We start from the raw sequence: 16,212 nt of genomic DNA on the forward strand, positions 1-16,212 counted from the left end.
CCAAGAACTATCCAGAAACTAACCGGTACCGGTGTGGAAACTGTTCCCGCGCCGTCCAGCCTGCACCGGCAGCATGAAAAGCGCACATTTCCTTGAAAGACGGGCCCGGCCCTTACTTTAAGGCCGGTGCCGGGCTGTTGGCCATATCTACCGGACCCGATGCGGGTACCGGAGTAATCCCGAAAAACAGGCTGTACAGGATGGGCACCACACCAAGCGTCAGGACCGTTCCCACCAGCAGGCCGAAGGCGATGACACAGGCCATGCCGTAAAACAGCGCGTCCTGGAACAGGATCAGAGGCAACAGGCCCAGAATGGTCGTCACCGTTGTCATGATGATCGGCCGCAGCCGCCTTACCGATGCGATGATGATGGCCGTGTGTGCGTCCTTACCGCCTTCGCGCCGTTCAATGTCGATACGGTCGATCAGGACAATGGCGTTGTTGATGATGATGCCGGCCAGCGAATACAGGCCCAGAATAACCATGAAACCGAAATTCGCCTGCATGGTGAACAGGCCAAGCACCGCGCCGATCAAAAGCAGGGGGATCGTCATGACGATGATGGCAGGCCGTTTGAACGAATTGAACTGGGTGACCAGCAGAATAAGGACCGCTCCGATACACAAGGGGATGTTGGCGGCAAGCGCCTGGCGTGCCTCCGCGGACTGTGTCACCACGCCGTCGAATTCGATGCTGTGGCCAGGGGGCAGGGTGGCCCGCAGCCGGTTCAAATCGTCCTGGACCAGGGGCACCATGTCTTCCGCCGTCATATGGGTGTTGCGGGCCTCTATTGTGATGGTGCGGACCATGTTTTCCCGTTGGATATGGGAGAACCCGTTTTCCAGGTCAAAGTCCGCCACCTGCACCAGCGGGACGGACACCCCCGTATCCCGGGTGAAGATATTCAGGGTTTTGACCCGGTCCAGATCGGTGCGTTCCTGGCCCTCGGCCCTTGCGATGATGGGAAAGATATCGTCGCCTTCGCGGAACTCGGATATCTGCTGTCCGGAAAAATAGCTGGCCATGGAGTCCGCGATGTCCGCCGATGTGATCCCCGCCCGGCGTGCCCGTGCCTGGTCCACCCGGACGGCGATCTTGGCAATACGGTTTTCCCAGTCATGACGGATATCGATGGCGCCCGGCAGGCGGGCGAATATCGCTTCGATCTCCTCGGCTGTGCGGTACAGGAAATCGGCGTCGGGACCGCGCACCTGTATGTCGACCTTGGTCGAATCGCTGGGCCCCAGGAACATGCCGGTCACGCGGGCGTCCAGACCGGGAAAGCTTTCGTGGAACATCTGGCGCAGCGCCGTCACGGTGGTCTCCATCGCGGTGAAGTCATCGATATTCAGCACCATGAACCCCCTGTGCGGAGCGGAATCCACCGGTGTCAGTGACAGCACGAACCGTGGCCCGCCAAAACCCACATAGCCCACATGGCTGACAATGTGCGGAAACCGTATCGGGTTTTCCAGCGCCGCGAAAACCTCCTGCATGCGCAGGTCCATGGCATTGGCCGATACCCCCGCCGGCATGTCCAGATAAACCAGCACCTGCGCCCGGTCGGAATCAGGGAAAAATTTCTGCGGTACCACCGACATGGCGGCGATAGAGGCCGCCAGCAGGGCCGCCATGCCCCCCATGAACAGCCAGCGTCGCCGCAGGATGCGGATGAGAACACGTTCATACCCCGCATTCATGGCTGTGAACAGGCGCTGGGATATGCCCTGGTCGCCCCGGCGATCCGGTGCGCTGTGTGCGGACGGCCTGTTGCCTGTGTTTTCGGGGTCGATTTTGATGAAACGGTGGCACAGGCTGGGCGTCAGCATCATGGCCAGCAGCCACGATGTCAGCAATGTGATGAGAATGACGATCGATATGGAGCGGGTATATTCCCCGGCCACATGCTCAGCCAGCATCAGCGGCAGAAAGACCAGAATGGTCGTCAGTGTCGAGGACAGCAGAGGGATCGCCAGCTCCCCGCCGGTTTCCCGTAAGGCCGCGTCCCTGTCCGCGCCGCCTTCCAGGCGGCGCTTGAAATCCTCGGCGATGACAATGCCGTTGTCCACCAGCAGGCCGAGGGCGATGACCAGTGTCGCCAGGCTCATCCGTTGCAGGGTCATGTCGAAAAAGCCCATGACCGCAAGTGTGACCAGCATGACCGCCGGTACGATGGAGCCGACGATCAGCCCCGTGCGCAGGCCCAGGAACAGGATGACGACGCCCAGCACGATGCCGAGGGTTTGCAACACATTCGCCGTCACCCCGTAAACGGCGCCGGCCACCTGTGTCGCCTGATAGGTGACGATATCCAGCTGATAGCCGACAGGCAGCCCCTCGCCAAGCGTGCCAAGGGCCGCTTTCAACCGGGCCCCGTAATCCAGCACGCTGTAATCGGGTAGCATGGCGATGGCCAACAGAATGGCGGGTTTGCCGTTATAATAAGCCTTTTGGCGCGGCGGATCGATATAGCCGCGCCGGATGGTGGCCAGGTCGCGCAAGGGCACCACGCCGCCCGTATCCGGCAGGCGGATCAGGGTTTCGCCGATTTCCTCGACCGTGCGGTAATTGCCGCTTGGTTCGATGATGAAGGCGCGCACGCCGGTGTCTATTTCCCCGCCGGGGTGGATGACATTTTGCTGCGCCAATGTGTCCTGCAGTATTTTCTGCGAAATGCCCAACTCCGTGCGTCGGGCATTCTGCACCTCGACATAGATCCGTTCCTGCTGGGCCCCCAGAATATCGACCCGCTTTGTACCATCCACCGTGTACAGCGTATCGCGGACATGCTGCGCCATGTCGAACATCTCGGCCATGGTGAAATCCGCTGACGTGAGCGCGGCGGTGACGACCGCCACATCGCCGAAATCGTCATTGACCACCGGGGTGGATGCGCCCTCCGGCAGGCCTGCCTGTGCTTCCGAGACCCGGGTGCGCAGGTCATCCCAGATTTGGTCCAGATCGAAATAGCGGTCGTGCGCCTCCACATGGATGATGGACACGCCAGCCATGGACGTGGACCGGATTTCCTCCACTTCCGGCATCTGGCGGATCGCTTCTTCCAGGGTTTTGGTGACCAGAAGTTCCATACGCTCCGCCGACAGTCCGGGATAGCGCGTGGTGACCACGGCCTCACGAATGGTGACGTCCGGATCTTCCCGTGTCGGCAGGGAGAAATAGCTGAAAATGCCATATATCATCAGCACCACGGTCATCGTATAGACCACAGGCCGATAAAGATAAGCGATCTGACTGAGGTTCATGGGTGCTCACGTCTGTCTGTGTCTGGTTTGAACGGGATCATGGGGCAAAGAGGTCAAGGGTTGTAGCGGGCGATGCCGGTATCCAACCGGGCGACCTTCTGGCCGTCCTGCAGGAAGGGCAGCCCTTTCATGGCGATGATCTCGCCGACGTTCAGCCCCTGCGAAATCAGTGCCCGGTCGCCCGAAATATCCGCAACGGTGATATCTCTTCTGGAGACGGTGCCTTCCGCCTTGTCGTAGACAAAGGCCACGCTGCTTTGCCCGCTTGCGGCCAGAAATCCCGTCACCGGGATGGATACAAGTCGGTCTGTCGGTGTCTGAGAGCCGTCCATGTTGAAGCTGAGCATCACTTCGGCTGTTACACCTGACCGCAGGGTGTCCGGCGCGTCATCCAGTCTGAGGGTCACGGGAAAGGCATTTCTGACCGATGCATTTGTGGCGACCTCGGTAATGGTGGCCGACAGCATCATGCCGCGATGAGCGGGCAGGAAAACGGTGTGCCGGCTGCCGGGCGCCAGTTGATCGATCATGGTCTCGGGCGCCGTGACCACCACCTCCAGGCCGCTGCCGTCGCCCTGGATTTCGAACACCGTTTCTCCGGGGCTGACCTGCTGCGAGGGTTCGGCCAGCCGTTCGGCGACCGAGCCGGCATAAGGGGCGGTCAGAACCGTGTCCTCCAGGTCTTCGGCCGCGATGGCCGCGCGGGTCCGGGCGATTTCCACACGGCTCTGCGCGGTTTCAAGGCCGGCAAGGGCGGTGTCGTAACCGGCGCGGGCAACCCAGCCCTTGGCGTGCAGTTCCTTCTGCCGTTCATATTCGTTCCGGGCTTCTACCAGGCGGGCGCGGGCCTCGGCCAGCTCGCTTTCACGTTCTTCCATGGCCAACCGGTAGGTCCGTCGGTCCAAGGTCGCCAGCGTGTCGCCCGCCTCGAAATGATCACCGATATCAACGGTCACGCTTGCCACTCTGCCGCCGACTTCGAAACTGATCGGTGCACGCTGGATGGCGCGCACGACCCCCGACAGGGTGCGGGTGATTTCATGGTCCACCGGCTCGACAACGGTCCAGGCGATGGGACGCGGCAGTGCGGGTGTCCGGTCCGTGCCGTCCGAACAGGCGCCAAGGCCCGCCCATAACAGGATGCAGACCGGCAGCAGGCTGGGCCGTGCCTGTCCGCGCGGCCCGGTGCGGGGTGCGGCCATTTTACTGCGTCCCCTTCTTGGTCGGGAAACTGTCGCGCAGCAGGCTCAGTGCTTTGATCTGGACGGTGGTGCTCATTTCGCCCAGTTCGTGAATGCCGAGGGTCGCCTGCTCGAACCACCGGGACGAATCCCGATGGGGCACGGGCTCGCAGGCCGCGCCCGTTTGTGCCAGTGACATGTTGATCCTGCCGACAAGGCTGTTCAGCCCAAGCACGATCTGCTGTTCGCGTCGCAGAATTCGCTCGGTACCCTGCCGGATGCAGTGATTGGCGCGGGCGAGTGCTTCGGCATCGTAATGCAGGGGGATGGAACTGCGGCTGATCTCCAAGAACGGCCAGAAATGATAGGTCTCGGATGCCATTTTGGGTGACTCCATGATCAGAAAAAAAGCCGGCCCCGCCTGGGCGTTTGGGCAAGGGGTAAGGGGCGGGGCCGGCTCAGGGGACGATGCCGCCAGGGAGGAATGGTCGGCACCGCCAGGGGATCGTGAACGGTGCATCCGGAAGCCTGTCCGCCGGGGGCGGACACCAAGACGTGCGCGGTGAGATGAGAAAGCAACATGGTCCTGATCCACTTCCAAAATGACTGAACCGTTCGGTCATCGATACTGTGCTTATCCCATAAAATCGGATGAGTCAACAATGACTGAACGGTTCAGTCATTTTTATTGTGTATCTCTATAAAAACCAATATACTCACCGCTGACCGAACGGTTCAGTATGGAGAAGAACATGGCATTGCCGCAAAAAGCCGGCCTGGACAGTCCAAAGGCACGCCAGATTCTGGAGGGGGCCAAGGACGCCTTTCTGGAACTGGGATATGAAGGCACCAGCGTTGACGAAATTGTCCGCCGTGCCCGCGTATCAAAGGGGACGCTGTATAATTATTTCCCAGACAAGGTCAGCGTGTTTGTCGCTGTGGTCGACGAGGAATGCCAGAAGCATGCGGACAGGGTTTTCACGGTCGATATCGCGGACGAGAATATCGAAGACGCCCTGCGCTCCATGGCCCATGATTTTACCGCTTTCGTGTTGTCGCCTTTCGCGCAGGGGATTTACCGCGTGGCCGTGGCCGAATCCCAGCGTTTTCCCGAAGTGGGGCGCGCATTTTATGAGGCAGGCCCGGATCTCGGCGTACGCCGCCTTACCCAGTTTCTCGCCGTGGCGGTGGCGCGCGGTGACCTTGCCATCGACGACCTTGAACTGGCGGCCCATCAGTTTGTCGAATTGTGCAAGGCCGATCTGTTCATTGAATGCAGCCTCGGTATCCGGGATACATTCTCGGATGCCGACATTCACCGGGTTGCCGAAGCGGCGGTCAGGGCCTTCATGCGGGCATATGCGCCGTAAGGTTTTGCCCTGGCTTTTAGCCTGTCGGTTGACCTGCCGAAGGTATCGTGTCCGCTTTGGCTCTATGTTACGGTTTTCCGCACGCCGTAGTGTGGCGCGCGCCACAGGCCGCTGTCCATGACGGTGCGGATTCGCTCGACCGCTTGGTGCACATCGCTGTAACCCAGATACAGCGGTGCGAATCCGAAGCGCATATAATCCGGTGCCCGGAAATCGCCGATCACGCCGTGATCGATCAGTGCCTGCACGATCTGATAGCCATGAGGGTGCCGGATCGTGACATGTCCGCCGCGCCGCGCACCCTCACGCGGGCTGGCCAGGGTGAAACCGTATTCCGACAGGTCACTGTCCAGGGCATCGATAAACAGGCTGCTCAGGGCTAGGGATTTCTCTCGCGCCAGCGCCATGTCCACGCGGTCGAAGACGTCCAGCGCCGCGTCCAGTGCCGCGGCGCCGAGAATGCCGGTGGTTCCCGTCAACAGTTTTGTCATGCCGGCTGCCGGCTCATACCGGGCGTTAAAGGCAAAGGGCCGGGCGTGACCGAACCAGCCTGTCAGCGGCTGGCGGACTGTTTCATGATGCCGCTCTGCGGCATAGACAAAGGCGGGCGCGCCGGGTCCCCCATTCAGATATTTGTATCCGCAGCCGACGGCGAAATCGGCCCCGGCTGCCGTAAGGTCGACCGGCACTGCCCCGGCTGAATGGCTCAGGTCCCACAGGATCAGCGCGCCTTTCTGTTGGGCTGCCCGCGTCACGGCAGCCATGTCGGCAATATCGGCGCTGACATAATGCACGTGGCTGACCAAGACAAGCGCGGTATCCCCGTCCACGGCCTTGGCAAGTCCGGTGCGCGGCACGGTGACAAGCCGCTTGTCCCCTGCCATGAAATCCGTCAGGCCCTGCATCATGTACAGGTCGGTCGGAAAATCGTCCTCCGCCGCCAGGATTATGTGCCGCTCGGGGCGCAGCCGGCAGGCGGCGGCGGCCAGCTTGAACAGATTGGCCGACACCGTATCCGCCATGATCACTTCATGCGGATGCGCGCCGATCAGCGGTGCGATCCGGCCGCCGACGCGGGCCGGCAGGCCGAACCAGCCGGCCGCGTTCCAGCTTTTGGTCAGGCCGATTGACCAGTCAGTCAGCACGGTCTTTTCCAGGCGGGGGGGAACCGCCTTTGGCAACGGTCCGAGGGAATTGCCGTTCAGATAGATGACACCGTCCGGCAGGCGAAAGGCGTCGCGCCAGGGCCTTAACGGGTCACGGTTGTCCAGGGTCCTGCATGTATCGGCATCGGGAAAAGACATGTCCGATGTCTATCCTGCCGTGCCTGCCTTGGAAAGCGGGTATCTCTAGCCGTGTGGTTTGTAGGGTGCGTATCGCCCGACCTCAATTCCGTTGGGCGCGGTCGGTGTGTCTTAGTTCCAGCATGCGCAAAAGGGCGTCCAGGGCCGCATCGGCATCCTGTTTTGCGTTGCCGCGCGGCACAGCGGAGGGCGTGCTGCGGTCCGCATCGGCCATGGAGGCCGGCGCGGGTTTCACGCAGCTGTAGGGAATCTTGCCGGTAAGAGCCCGTTCGATGGCGGTCTGAAGGACAGCGGGGTCGATCGGTTTCGGTACGAAGTCCGTCATGCCGGCGTCCAGATAGCTGTCGCGCTGGTCGTCAAAGCTGTTGGCGGTCAACGCAATGATCGGAATCCCGGCAAGCCGTCCGCCGCGCGCCCGGATATGGCGGGTGGCGGTGACGCCGTCCATAACGGGCATCTGTACGTCCATCAGGATCAGGTCAAACCCTTCCGCCTCGTCGGACAGGATATCCAAGGCCTGTTGTCCGTTATGGGCCGTTTCATGATCATATCCCAATTTGTCGAGCAGATGCTTGGCAAGCGTCCGGTTGACCGGATTGTCTTCGACCACAAGAATGCGCGCGCCGGCGGTCTCTGCGGCCGCCTTTTTCTCGGTGACGGGGGGCTCTGCGTCCGGAATGCCGGGATGGATGGGGATGATGAAATGAAAGCGGCTGCCCTTACCGGGGCGGCTCGTATATCCGATTTGTCCGCCCATCAGTCCGATCAGCTGTTTGCTGATGGACAGGCCAAGCCCCGTTCCCTCAAACCTGCGGGCGGATGAGGTATCTGCCTGTGTGAAACGTTCGAAAAGATCGACGCCGATACTGTCCGGGATGCCGATACCCGTGTCTTCAACCTCGATCCGCAACATATCCCGCCCGTCGCTGTGCCCGGCCATCCGGGCCCGCACGTCGATACCGCCCGTCTCGGTGAACTTGACCGCATTGCCGATCAGATTGAACAGAATCTGGCGCAGCCGTGCGGCGTCCACCCGAATCCACTCGGGAACGTCCGGCGCGATATCGATGGAGAGCCTCAGGTCTTTTTCTCTGGCGCGGGGGGTGAACAGGGTGGTAATCCGCTTCAGGGCCATGTGCAGGTTGGTGTTTGTTTCCTTCAGGGTCAGCTTGCCGGCCTCCAGTTGGGAAAAATCCAGCACATCGTTGATGACGGTCAGGAGCGCCGTGGCGGATTCCTGTGCCGTCTCGGCGAAATCCCGCTGCTCACCGGTCAGTTTTGTATCCAGTAGCAGGCCCATCATGCCGATGACGCCGTTCATGGGGGTGCGGATTTCATGGCTCATGGTGGCCAGAAAATCCGACTTTGCCCGGCTGGCGATTTCCGCTTTGTCCCGGGTCAGCACAAGATCGGCAAAACGCTGATAACCTGTCCGGGCAAGAAACATCAGGGACACCGCAAAGGTGACCAGCAGCAGGACGGTCACGAGATACAGGATATCGCCTTGACGGATGAAGACGATCCCGATGGGAATCAGGCTGGGCATGATGTAGCCGTTGGCGACGGCCGGGATGGCTGAAAAACTGCTGCACGCACCGGCCATCATGCCGCAAATGATCAGGACGATGAAAAACTGGTGCGCGATGGACGTGGGGTCGTACAGTAAAACGGCCGACAGGCCCCATGCCATGCCGATGAACATGGCGGACCACCCTGCCATCCTGAGGCCGCGCCCGCTGACGGTTTCGGGTCTGGGCAGCCGGCGAATGCGCCACCAGCCAAAGAGCTGGAAAAGCGCCAGTCCGGTCAGGGGGAAATACCACAGAGCCACCTGCCATGCCGGCATGCGGTTCCAGAAAATGATGGCGACAAGGGTCGCGTTCAGCAGCATGACCCCGAAGACGACAGGCACCTGGCGCACCAGTTCGACCTGCTGCTCCACCATCAATTTCTGTCTTAAGGTCGGATCTTCAGGGCGCTCGCCGAACCACAGGGTTTGAAGCGCATGTGCTGATCGCAGCGCCCAGTACCGCACTTTCGTGCCTATCGCCATGTCATACCCCTTCAACCCATAATCAATACTTTGCGCGCCACGCAAGAGGAAGCCCGGAATGCGCAGGGAGGGTGCGTTCTGCAAAGATTCGGTGCCAAAACGCAAAAAAGACGGCAGGTTGGGAAAACCTGCCGTCAGGTTTGACAAGCGGGGAGTGGAAATCGGTAACGGGTTTACTGCGTCACGATATAGGCAACGGATGCAACGAAGAACGCCAGGTTGAAAACGGTTACAAACGCGCCAAGACCGGTGCTTCTGGGATGGTCCAGAACGCGGCTGCGGCGGGGGCTCATGTCGGGTCTCCTTCAAATCTCACTGTGATCATTTCGGCGGGGGATACCCCCCTCTTGGCAATCAATATAGCGCACCCCGGGACCTGGATAATGGGGCTTGCCGTCCTTTTACTGTCCACCCTGTGTCATCAATGACATCCCGCTGCCCTCGGATGTCGCCTGATGTCGTCAGGGTTTTTTCCATGACTGTATTATAAGCAAGTCGCATGCCGTTTGCGGTGGCCCGGCTGGATCGCGACGCTCGATATTGGTCCAGGTTCCCGCTGTACCTCCAATATCTCTGTGCTTGCAAACTCCATAAAAAGACCCCCGGGCACGAGGACACCCGGGGGCAAGGTCGGCCGTTTCCGGCCGGGGCTTGCAGGGAGTTGGCTCAGACCCCGCCCGGGGCCGGGGAGGAAACGCCGTTGGGATTTTTGCTGTTCCCGCTCGCGGTGCGATTTTTCAGCCAGGTTTCCGGGCCGCGTGTCAGCACATAGAAAACCGGCGTGAACAACAATCCCATCACCGTTACGCCCAGCATGCCGGAAAACACCACCGTGCCGAGGGCCGCCCGCATCTCGGCGGCTGCGCCGCTGGCCAGCATCAGGGGCACCACGCCCAGAATGAAGGCCATGGACGTCATCAGAATGGGACGCAGGCGCAGCCGGGCGGCTTCAATCGCCGCTTCGAAGCGGTCTTTGCCGTCTTCTTCCTCGGCCTGGCGGGCAAACTCCACGATCAGGATGGCGTTTTTGGCGGCCAGTCCGACCAGGACGACAAAGCCGATCTGGACGAGGATGTTATTGTCCATCCCCCGCAGATCGACGCCGATGATACCGAACAGAAGCGCCATCGGCACAATCAGGATCACCGCCAGCGGCAGGGCCCAGCTTTCATACTGAGCCGCCAGCACCAGAAAGACGAAGACAACCGCGAGGATAAAGGCCAGCGCCGCCGTATCGCCGGTGTTTTTCTCCTGATAGGACAGTTCCGTCCACTCATAGCCGATGCCGTCGGGCAGGATGTCTGCGGCCAGACGCTCCATGGCCTCGATTGCCTCACCGGAAGAAACACCCGGAAGGGTCGCTCCCTGTATGGCTGCGGCGGGGAAGAGATTGTAGCGCGGTACCCGTGCCGGGCCGGTGATATCCCGGAAGGTGGCGACCGAGCCCAAGGGTACCATGCGGCCGTCGTCGCTGCGGGTGCGCAGGGCTGCCACATCGCGCGCGGTTTTGCGGAAGTCGGTATCGGCCTGTGCCGTTACCCGGTAGGTCCGGCCCAGAAAGTTGAACTCATTCACAAAGTTGGAACCGACATAGACTTCCATGGCCTCGAACACCCGGGTCACGGGCACGCGCAGCATTTCCGCCTTGGCCCGATCGATATCCGCATAAAGCTGCGGTGTCGACGTGTTGAACAGGGTGAACACGCCCACCAGTCCCGATTCCTGATTGGCGGCGATGGCAAGATCCCCCGCCGCTTTTTCCATGGCCTGTGGGCCCAGACCGGCACGATCCTGCAACATCATTTTGAAACCGCCGGAATTACCGATCCCGCGCACCGGCGGCGGTGCAATGACCAGGATCTGCGCGTCCTGATATTGCCCCATACGGGCCCAGGCCTCCTGATGAATGGCATTGGCGGTAATGCCTTTTTCAAGGCGGCTTTCGAAACCTTCAAACGTGAAGAAGATTGCCGCCGTGTTGGTTTCATTGGTGAAGGTGGCCCCGTTGAAGCCGGCAAAGGCAGCCGCATGGGCAACGCCGTCAATGTCCAGAAGGTCGGCGGTGGTGGCCTGTACCAGCGCATCCGTCCGGTCGAGGGATGCCCCCGGTGGCAGTTGGATGACGGTGATCAGGTATCCCTGATCCTGTTCCGGGATAAACCCGCCGGGGACGGACTTGAACTGCTCGTTCGTCAGCAGCACCAGGCCACCGTAGACCGCCAGTATGATGGCCGACATCCGGACCAGGCGCCGCGTCAGGCCGGTATAGCCAAGCGTCAGTTTGTCCAGCCCGCCGTTGAACCGGCCGATGATGGCGTTTACGGGTCGCAGCAGTGGGGACGGTCTGGTCGTGCTTTTCGGACGCAGCAACAGGGCGGCAAGCGCCGGGCTCAGTGTCAGGGATACCAGGGTCGACAGGACCGTCGCGGTCGCGATGGTCAGCGCGAACTGACGGTAAAACTGGCCCGACAGGCCGTCGAGAAAGGCGGTGGGCACAAACACGGCGGTCAGCACCAGCGAGGTTGCGACGAGCGCGCCGCTGACCTCCGTCATGGTTTGCCGCGTCGCCTCTTTCGGACTGAGGCCCCGTTCGATATTGCGGGTGACATTCTCCACCACGATGATGGCGTCATCGACCACGATGCCGATGGCCAGTACAAGGCCGAACAGCGACAGTGTGTTGATGGAAAAGCCGAATGCCGCCATCACCGCGAATGTCCCGATCAGCGAGACCGGGATGGCGATGATCGGTGTGATTGCCGCCCGCCAGCTTTGCAGGAACAGCAGCACCACCAGCACGACCAGAACCAGGGCTTCGAACAGGGTTTCTTCCACTGCGTCGATGGACGCGCTGATATATTCCGTTGGATTGTAGATGATGTCATAGGCCAGCCCTGCCGGAAAATCGGCGGACATGCGCTGCATGGTTTCCTGAACCTGGTCGGCGGCTTCCAGCGCATTGGTGCCCGGCCGCTGGAAAATCGGCATGGCGACCGCGCTTTTGTCATCCAGATAGGCACGTGTGCCATAATCGCGGGCGCCCAGCTCAATCCGTGCCACATCGCGCAGGCGTGTCACGCGGCCGTCTGGCGTGCGTTTGACGACGATGCTCTCGAATTGGCCGGGCTCGACAAGGCGGCCGAGGGTTTGCAGATTCACCTCGAAAGCACCGGGCGTGCCCGAGGGTTGCTGGCCGAGAATACCACTGGCCACCTGTATGTTCTGGCTGCGGATGGCGGCGACCACTTCGCCCGCCGTCATGTTCAGGCTGGCGATTCGGTCCGGGTCCAGCCAGACGCGCATGGCGTATTCCCGGGCCCCGAACATCTGAACCGCGCCCACGCCCTCGATCCGGGACAGCTGGTCGCGCACGCGCTGGGCATGGTTGGTAATATACAGGCCGTCCCGCGAGCCGTCGGGCGAATACAAATGCACGACAATCATCAGATTGGGTGAGTTTTTGCGCACCGAGACGCCAATGCGCCGTACTTCTTCGGGCAGGCGCGGTTCGGCGATGGCCACCCGGTTCTGGACCAGCACCTGCGCCGTGTCCAGATCGGTGCCGAGCTTGAAACTGACCGTGACGGTGAGCTGTCCGTCGGCGGTTGATTGCGACGACATGTAGATCATGTCTTCCACGCCGTTGATTTCCTGTTCCAGCGGCGTGGCGACGGTGTCAGCCAGAACCTCGGCGCTGGCACCGGGATAGCTGGCGGTCACCTGAATGGTCGGCGGGGCCACATCCGGATACTGCGCGACAGGTAGGGTGACATAGGCAAGTGCGCCCAAAATGATGGCGAAGACCGAGATCACGATGGCGAAAATCGGCCGGTCGATAAAGAAATGACTGAAACGCATGGGTCTATCCTTCCCTTGGTAAAGGGGTTTGAGACATTAGCGGGCGGCCAGAATCCGTGCCGGTTCGCCGTCCTCGCCCTTTTGGGGCTGATGTGCCACGAGAACACCGTCGCGCACGCGCTGAAGACCGAGTACGACCACATCATCCTCTGCCGTAAGGCCGCTGCGCACCACGCGCAGACCGTCGACAATGGGGCCGAGCGTGACGGTGCGGCGCTCGGTCCGGCTGGTGCCGTCAACCACCCAGACATATTTGCTGCCCTGATCCGTCAGGATTGCGGCATCCTGCAACAGCACCGCCGGATGGGCGTTGCTGGCTACAAGCTGAAGGCGGCCGAACAGACCGGGGGTCAGCAGATGGTCGGGGTTGTCAAAAATAGCCCGGCCTAGAATAGTGCCTGATGCTCTGTCCACATGGTTGTCGACAAAGTCCATGCGACCGGCATGGTCATAGGTGTCTTCATCCACCAGACGCACTTTCACAGGGTTCGCCGCATCGCGCGAACTGGGCCGTGTGCCTTGCTGTGACAGGCGTTGATATTTCAGATATTCGGCTTCGCTGGCCTCGAAAACAAAGTGGATGGGATCAAGAGAGACGATATTCGTCAGCAGCGTGGCTCCCGGAGAACCGCCGCTGACCAGATTGCCGACACTGACGAAATCCCGGCTGATCCGGCCGGTGACCGGTGCCCGCACAATGGTGAAGTCAAGGTCCAGCCGCGCCCGCTCTAGGGCTGCACCGGCGGCGGCAAGATCCGCCCTGGCGGCTTCCAGCGTTTGCAGGCGCTGGTCATAAACACTTTGGGAGACATGACCGCGATCCCGCAGGTATGCGGCGCGCTCCAGCTCGGTCTCGGCCAGTTTGACGCGTGACCCGGCCTGGGCGCTTTGGGCGGTGCGTTCGGCGACCACCGCCTGGAGCGGACGCGGATCGATGCGGAAGAGCACATCGCCCTGCTGTACGATCTGCCCGTCTTCAAACAGGATCTCTTCCAGATAGCCCGACACGCGGGCACGCACTTCCACTTCCTCGATGGCTTCGAAACGGCCGAGATACTCGTCCCATTCGACAATGTCCCGCACATGCGGTCTGGCAATCGTCACGCCGACGGGTGCCGGCGCGGCGGTGGCAGGGGCTGTGGTTGCCTGTGCGCCGCCGTTGTCTTCGGGCGCTGTGAAGAAGGCCGCGCCCGCGATCAGGGCGGCTGTACTGATACCGGCAATCCATCTGGCACCTGCACTCAGTTTGGTGGTCGATGTCATGATTTTTCCTCGCAGTTGGCGGCGGGCGCATGAGCCGTGGCCGCGCGTTCAAATTCCTGCGAAGAAATAATCCATGGGGCTTTGCCCGATAATCGGGCTTGGGGTGGTTTTATAATCCACCAACAGTCATGAATCAAAAGCCGGCCGGTTTCAGCAGCCGGTCAGGCGGATTGTTTCATCCGTTCCATGGCCTTGAGTTCCATGGCTTTCAGCATGCATTGCGGTCTGTGTTCGATCAGATAATCGATAAACACGCGGATACGCGGTGACACCAGCCGCCGGTCCAGATAGAGAATGCTGTATGGATAGGGGTCAGGCCGGAAATCGGGCAGCACTTCCTCCAGCCGTCCGTCCAGCAGCGCGCTGCGCACCGTATAGCTCGGCAACTGGCAGATTCCCGCGCCGCCCATGACGGCGGTGGCCAGCGCTTCGGCATCATTGATGACAAGCGGGCTGTTGAAGCTTCCGTTGACGGTTTCTCCGTCTACCGACAGCCGCCACGGGAAAATCCGCCCTTGGCTGGCGTTACGGAACATCAGGCAGGCATGGTCTTTCAGGTCCGCGATCGTCCGGGGACGTCCGTGCGTGTCCAGATAGTCCGGTGTGGCACACATATAAAGCTGGTCGTCGAAGAAACGGCGGGCCACCAGATTGACATTGTCGGCGAGGGCGCCGGTGCGAATGACCACATCGAAGCCGTCCGCCGCCAGATCGACCTCCCGGTCGTCCAGGGACAGTTCGACGGTGATTTCGGGGTAGCGTTTCTGGAAGTCGCAGATTTTCGATGTCAGCCAGACCCGGCCGAACACGGCGGGGGCGCTGACCGCCAAACGCCCGCGCGGGGTGCCCATACTGTCGCTGATTTCATTCGTCAGTGCCTCCATCTCACCGATCAGGCGGGAGGCTCCTTCGAGAAACCGCTCCCCCTCCGGGGTCAGTCCGACACTGCGGGTCGTGCGGTGCAGCAGTTTCACACCCAGCTCTTCCTCCAGCCGGGCGACTGCCTTGCTGGTGGCTGATGTGGACAGGCCCAGCCGGGTTGATGCCTCGGCAAAGCTGCGGGTCGAGGCTACCTGGATAAAGGTCGCGATGTTGGCGAGACTGCGCATGTCCCATTAATGACAGAAGGTGGATATAGAAGCCAGCTTATTCCGCTTCAATCTGTGGAGTCCCGCCTGCATCTTCAATGGCAAGACTGATTGGCTTACCCGTTTTCAACACCCGTGTGCGGAGGGACAGGAATCATGAAGATCGGTATCATCGGCGCCGGACGGCTGGCCCAGACCATCGCCCATCTCTGGATAAAAGCCGGACACCGGGTTTGTTTAAGCTCCCGTCATCCGGAACGCCTGGTATCGCTTCTCGCCGAACTGGGTCCCGGCGCCACCGCCGGCACCATAGATCAGGCGGCGGATTTCGGCGATGTGGTCATGCTGGCCATGCCTTACACCTGTCTGGACGGTGTTTTGTCGGACATCGCCGCGACGGTTGCAGGCAAAACCGTGATCGATGCCACCAACCCCTTGAAACTGGTCGAAGGCGGTGCCTCGGCAAAGCTGATCGCCGAGACGGACACCTCCGCTCTCATCCTTCAGCGCCGTCTGCCGTCTTCTCATGTAGTCAAGGCCTTCAACACCATGTGGACCGGTTATCTGGAACAATATGCCGATTGCCCCCATTGCCGGGCCTGTGTGCCTTTTTCCGCCAATGACGGTCCGTCGTCGGAAATTGTCGTCGGTCTTATCCAGGATGCCGGATTCGATCCCTTTTTTGTCGGACGGTTGGCCGCATCCCGCCCGTTGGACCCGCCCAGCGCTATCTGGAACAAGGTCCTGACCTGCAGCGAGGTCAACGCCTTGCTGACCAGTCAGGCGGCCTGAAGGTCGCCGCTTGCAGGCCGGGCCGGCATTGAAAAGGC

Annotated in this window: 10 protein-coding genes; 2 read left to right on the forward strand and 8 right to left on the reverse strand. The window is 61.1% G+C overall.

The window, feature by feature from the left end:
- Positions 1–112: 112 nt before the first annotated feature.
- From BXY39_RS08665 to BXY39_RS08675, 3 genes are read right to left on the reverse strand one after another with little or no spacing between them, the layout of a single operon-like run.
- On the reverse strand, positions 113–3,265 hold the full coding sequence (locus tag BXY39_RS08665) for an efflux RND transporter permease subunit (RefSeq protein ID WP_121938479.1): 3,153 nt from the start codon (positions 3,263–3,265) through the stop codon (positions 113–115).
- A gap of 53 nt (positions 3,266–3,318) precedes the next feature.
- Positions 3,319–4,467 (reverse strand): efflux RND transporter periplasmic adaptor subunit, encoded by a 1,149-nt coding sequence (locus BXY39_RS08670; protein WP_121938480.1) that lies wholly within the window; start codon positions 4,465–4,467, stop codon positions 3,319–3,321.
- A gap of 1 nt (position 4,468) precedes the next feature.
- Positions 4,469–4,828, reverse strand: coding sequence for a hypothetical protein (locus BXY39_RS08675; protein ID WP_147453520.1), 360 nt, complete (start codon positions 4,826–4,828; stop codon positions 4,469–4,471).
- Positions 4,829–5,198: 370 nt separating this feature from the next.
- Between BXY39_RS08675 and BXY39_RS08680 the strand changes: the two genes are divergently transcribed.
- Entirely contained in the window at positions 5,199–5,816 is a 618-nt protein-coding gene (locus BXY39_RS08680; RefSeq protein WP_121938482.1) for a TetR/AcrR family transcriptional regulator, read from the forward strand.
- A 62-nt stretch (positions 5,817–5,878) separates the two neighbouring features.
- Here BXY39_RS08680 and kynU read toward each other — a convergent pair whose 3' ends face one another.
- From kynU to BXY39_RS08705, 5 genes are all read right to left on the reverse strand, one after another.
- Complete coding sequence (gene kynU / locus BXY39_RS08685) at positions 5,879–7,120, reverse strand: kynureninase (protein ID WP_121938483.1); 1,242 nt, start codon at positions 7,118–7,120, stop codon at positions 5,879–5,881.
- A gap of 82 nt (positions 7,121–7,202) precedes the next feature.
- A complete protein-coding gene (locus BXY39_RS08690; RefSeq protein WP_147453521.1) occupies positions 7,203–9,173 on the reverse strand; it encodes an ATP-binding protein in 1,971 nt (656 codons plus the stop codon).
- A gap of 666 nt (positions 9,174–9,839) precedes the next feature.
- Positions 9,840–13,031, reverse strand: a complete 3,192-nt coding sequence (locus BXY39_RS08695) for an efflux RND transporter permease subunit (RefSeq protein ID WP_121938485.1) — start codon at positions 13,029–13,031, stop codon at positions 9,840–9,842.
- Positions 13,032–13,067: 36 nt separating this feature from the next.
- Positions 13,068–14,294 carry an efflux RND transporter periplasmic adaptor subunit gene (locus BXY39_RS08700; RefSeq protein WP_121938486.1) on the reverse strand — a complete coding sequence of 409 codons (1,227 nt, stop codon included), beginning with the start codon at positions 14,292–14,294 and terminating at the stop codon, positions 13,068–13,070.
- A 161-nt stretch (positions 14,295–14,455) separates the two neighbouring features.
- Positions 14,456–15,403, reverse strand: a complete 948-nt coding sequence (locus tag BXY39_RS08705; RefSeq protein WP_121938487.1) for a LysR family transcriptional regulator — start codon at positions 15,401–15,403, stop codon at positions 14,456–14,458.
- Between the two features lie 135 nt (positions 15,404–15,538).
- Here BXY39_RS08705 and BXY39_RS08710 point away from each other — a divergent pair, with 135 nt between their 5' ends.
- Positions 15,539–16,174: an NADPH-dependent F420 reductase gene (locus tag BXY39_RS08710; protein ID WP_121938488.1), complete on the forward strand. Its 636-nt coding sequence runs from the start codon at positions 15,539–15,541 to the stop codon at positions 16,172–16,174.
- Positions 16,175–16,212 lie beyond the last annotated feature (38 nt).

The organism is Eilatimonas milleporae, from assembly GCF_003688555.1.
In the GTDB taxonomy this organism is placed as follows: Bacteria; Pseudomonadota; Alphaproteobacteria; order Sphingomonadales; family Kordiimonadaceae; genus Eilatimonas; species Eilatimonas milleporae.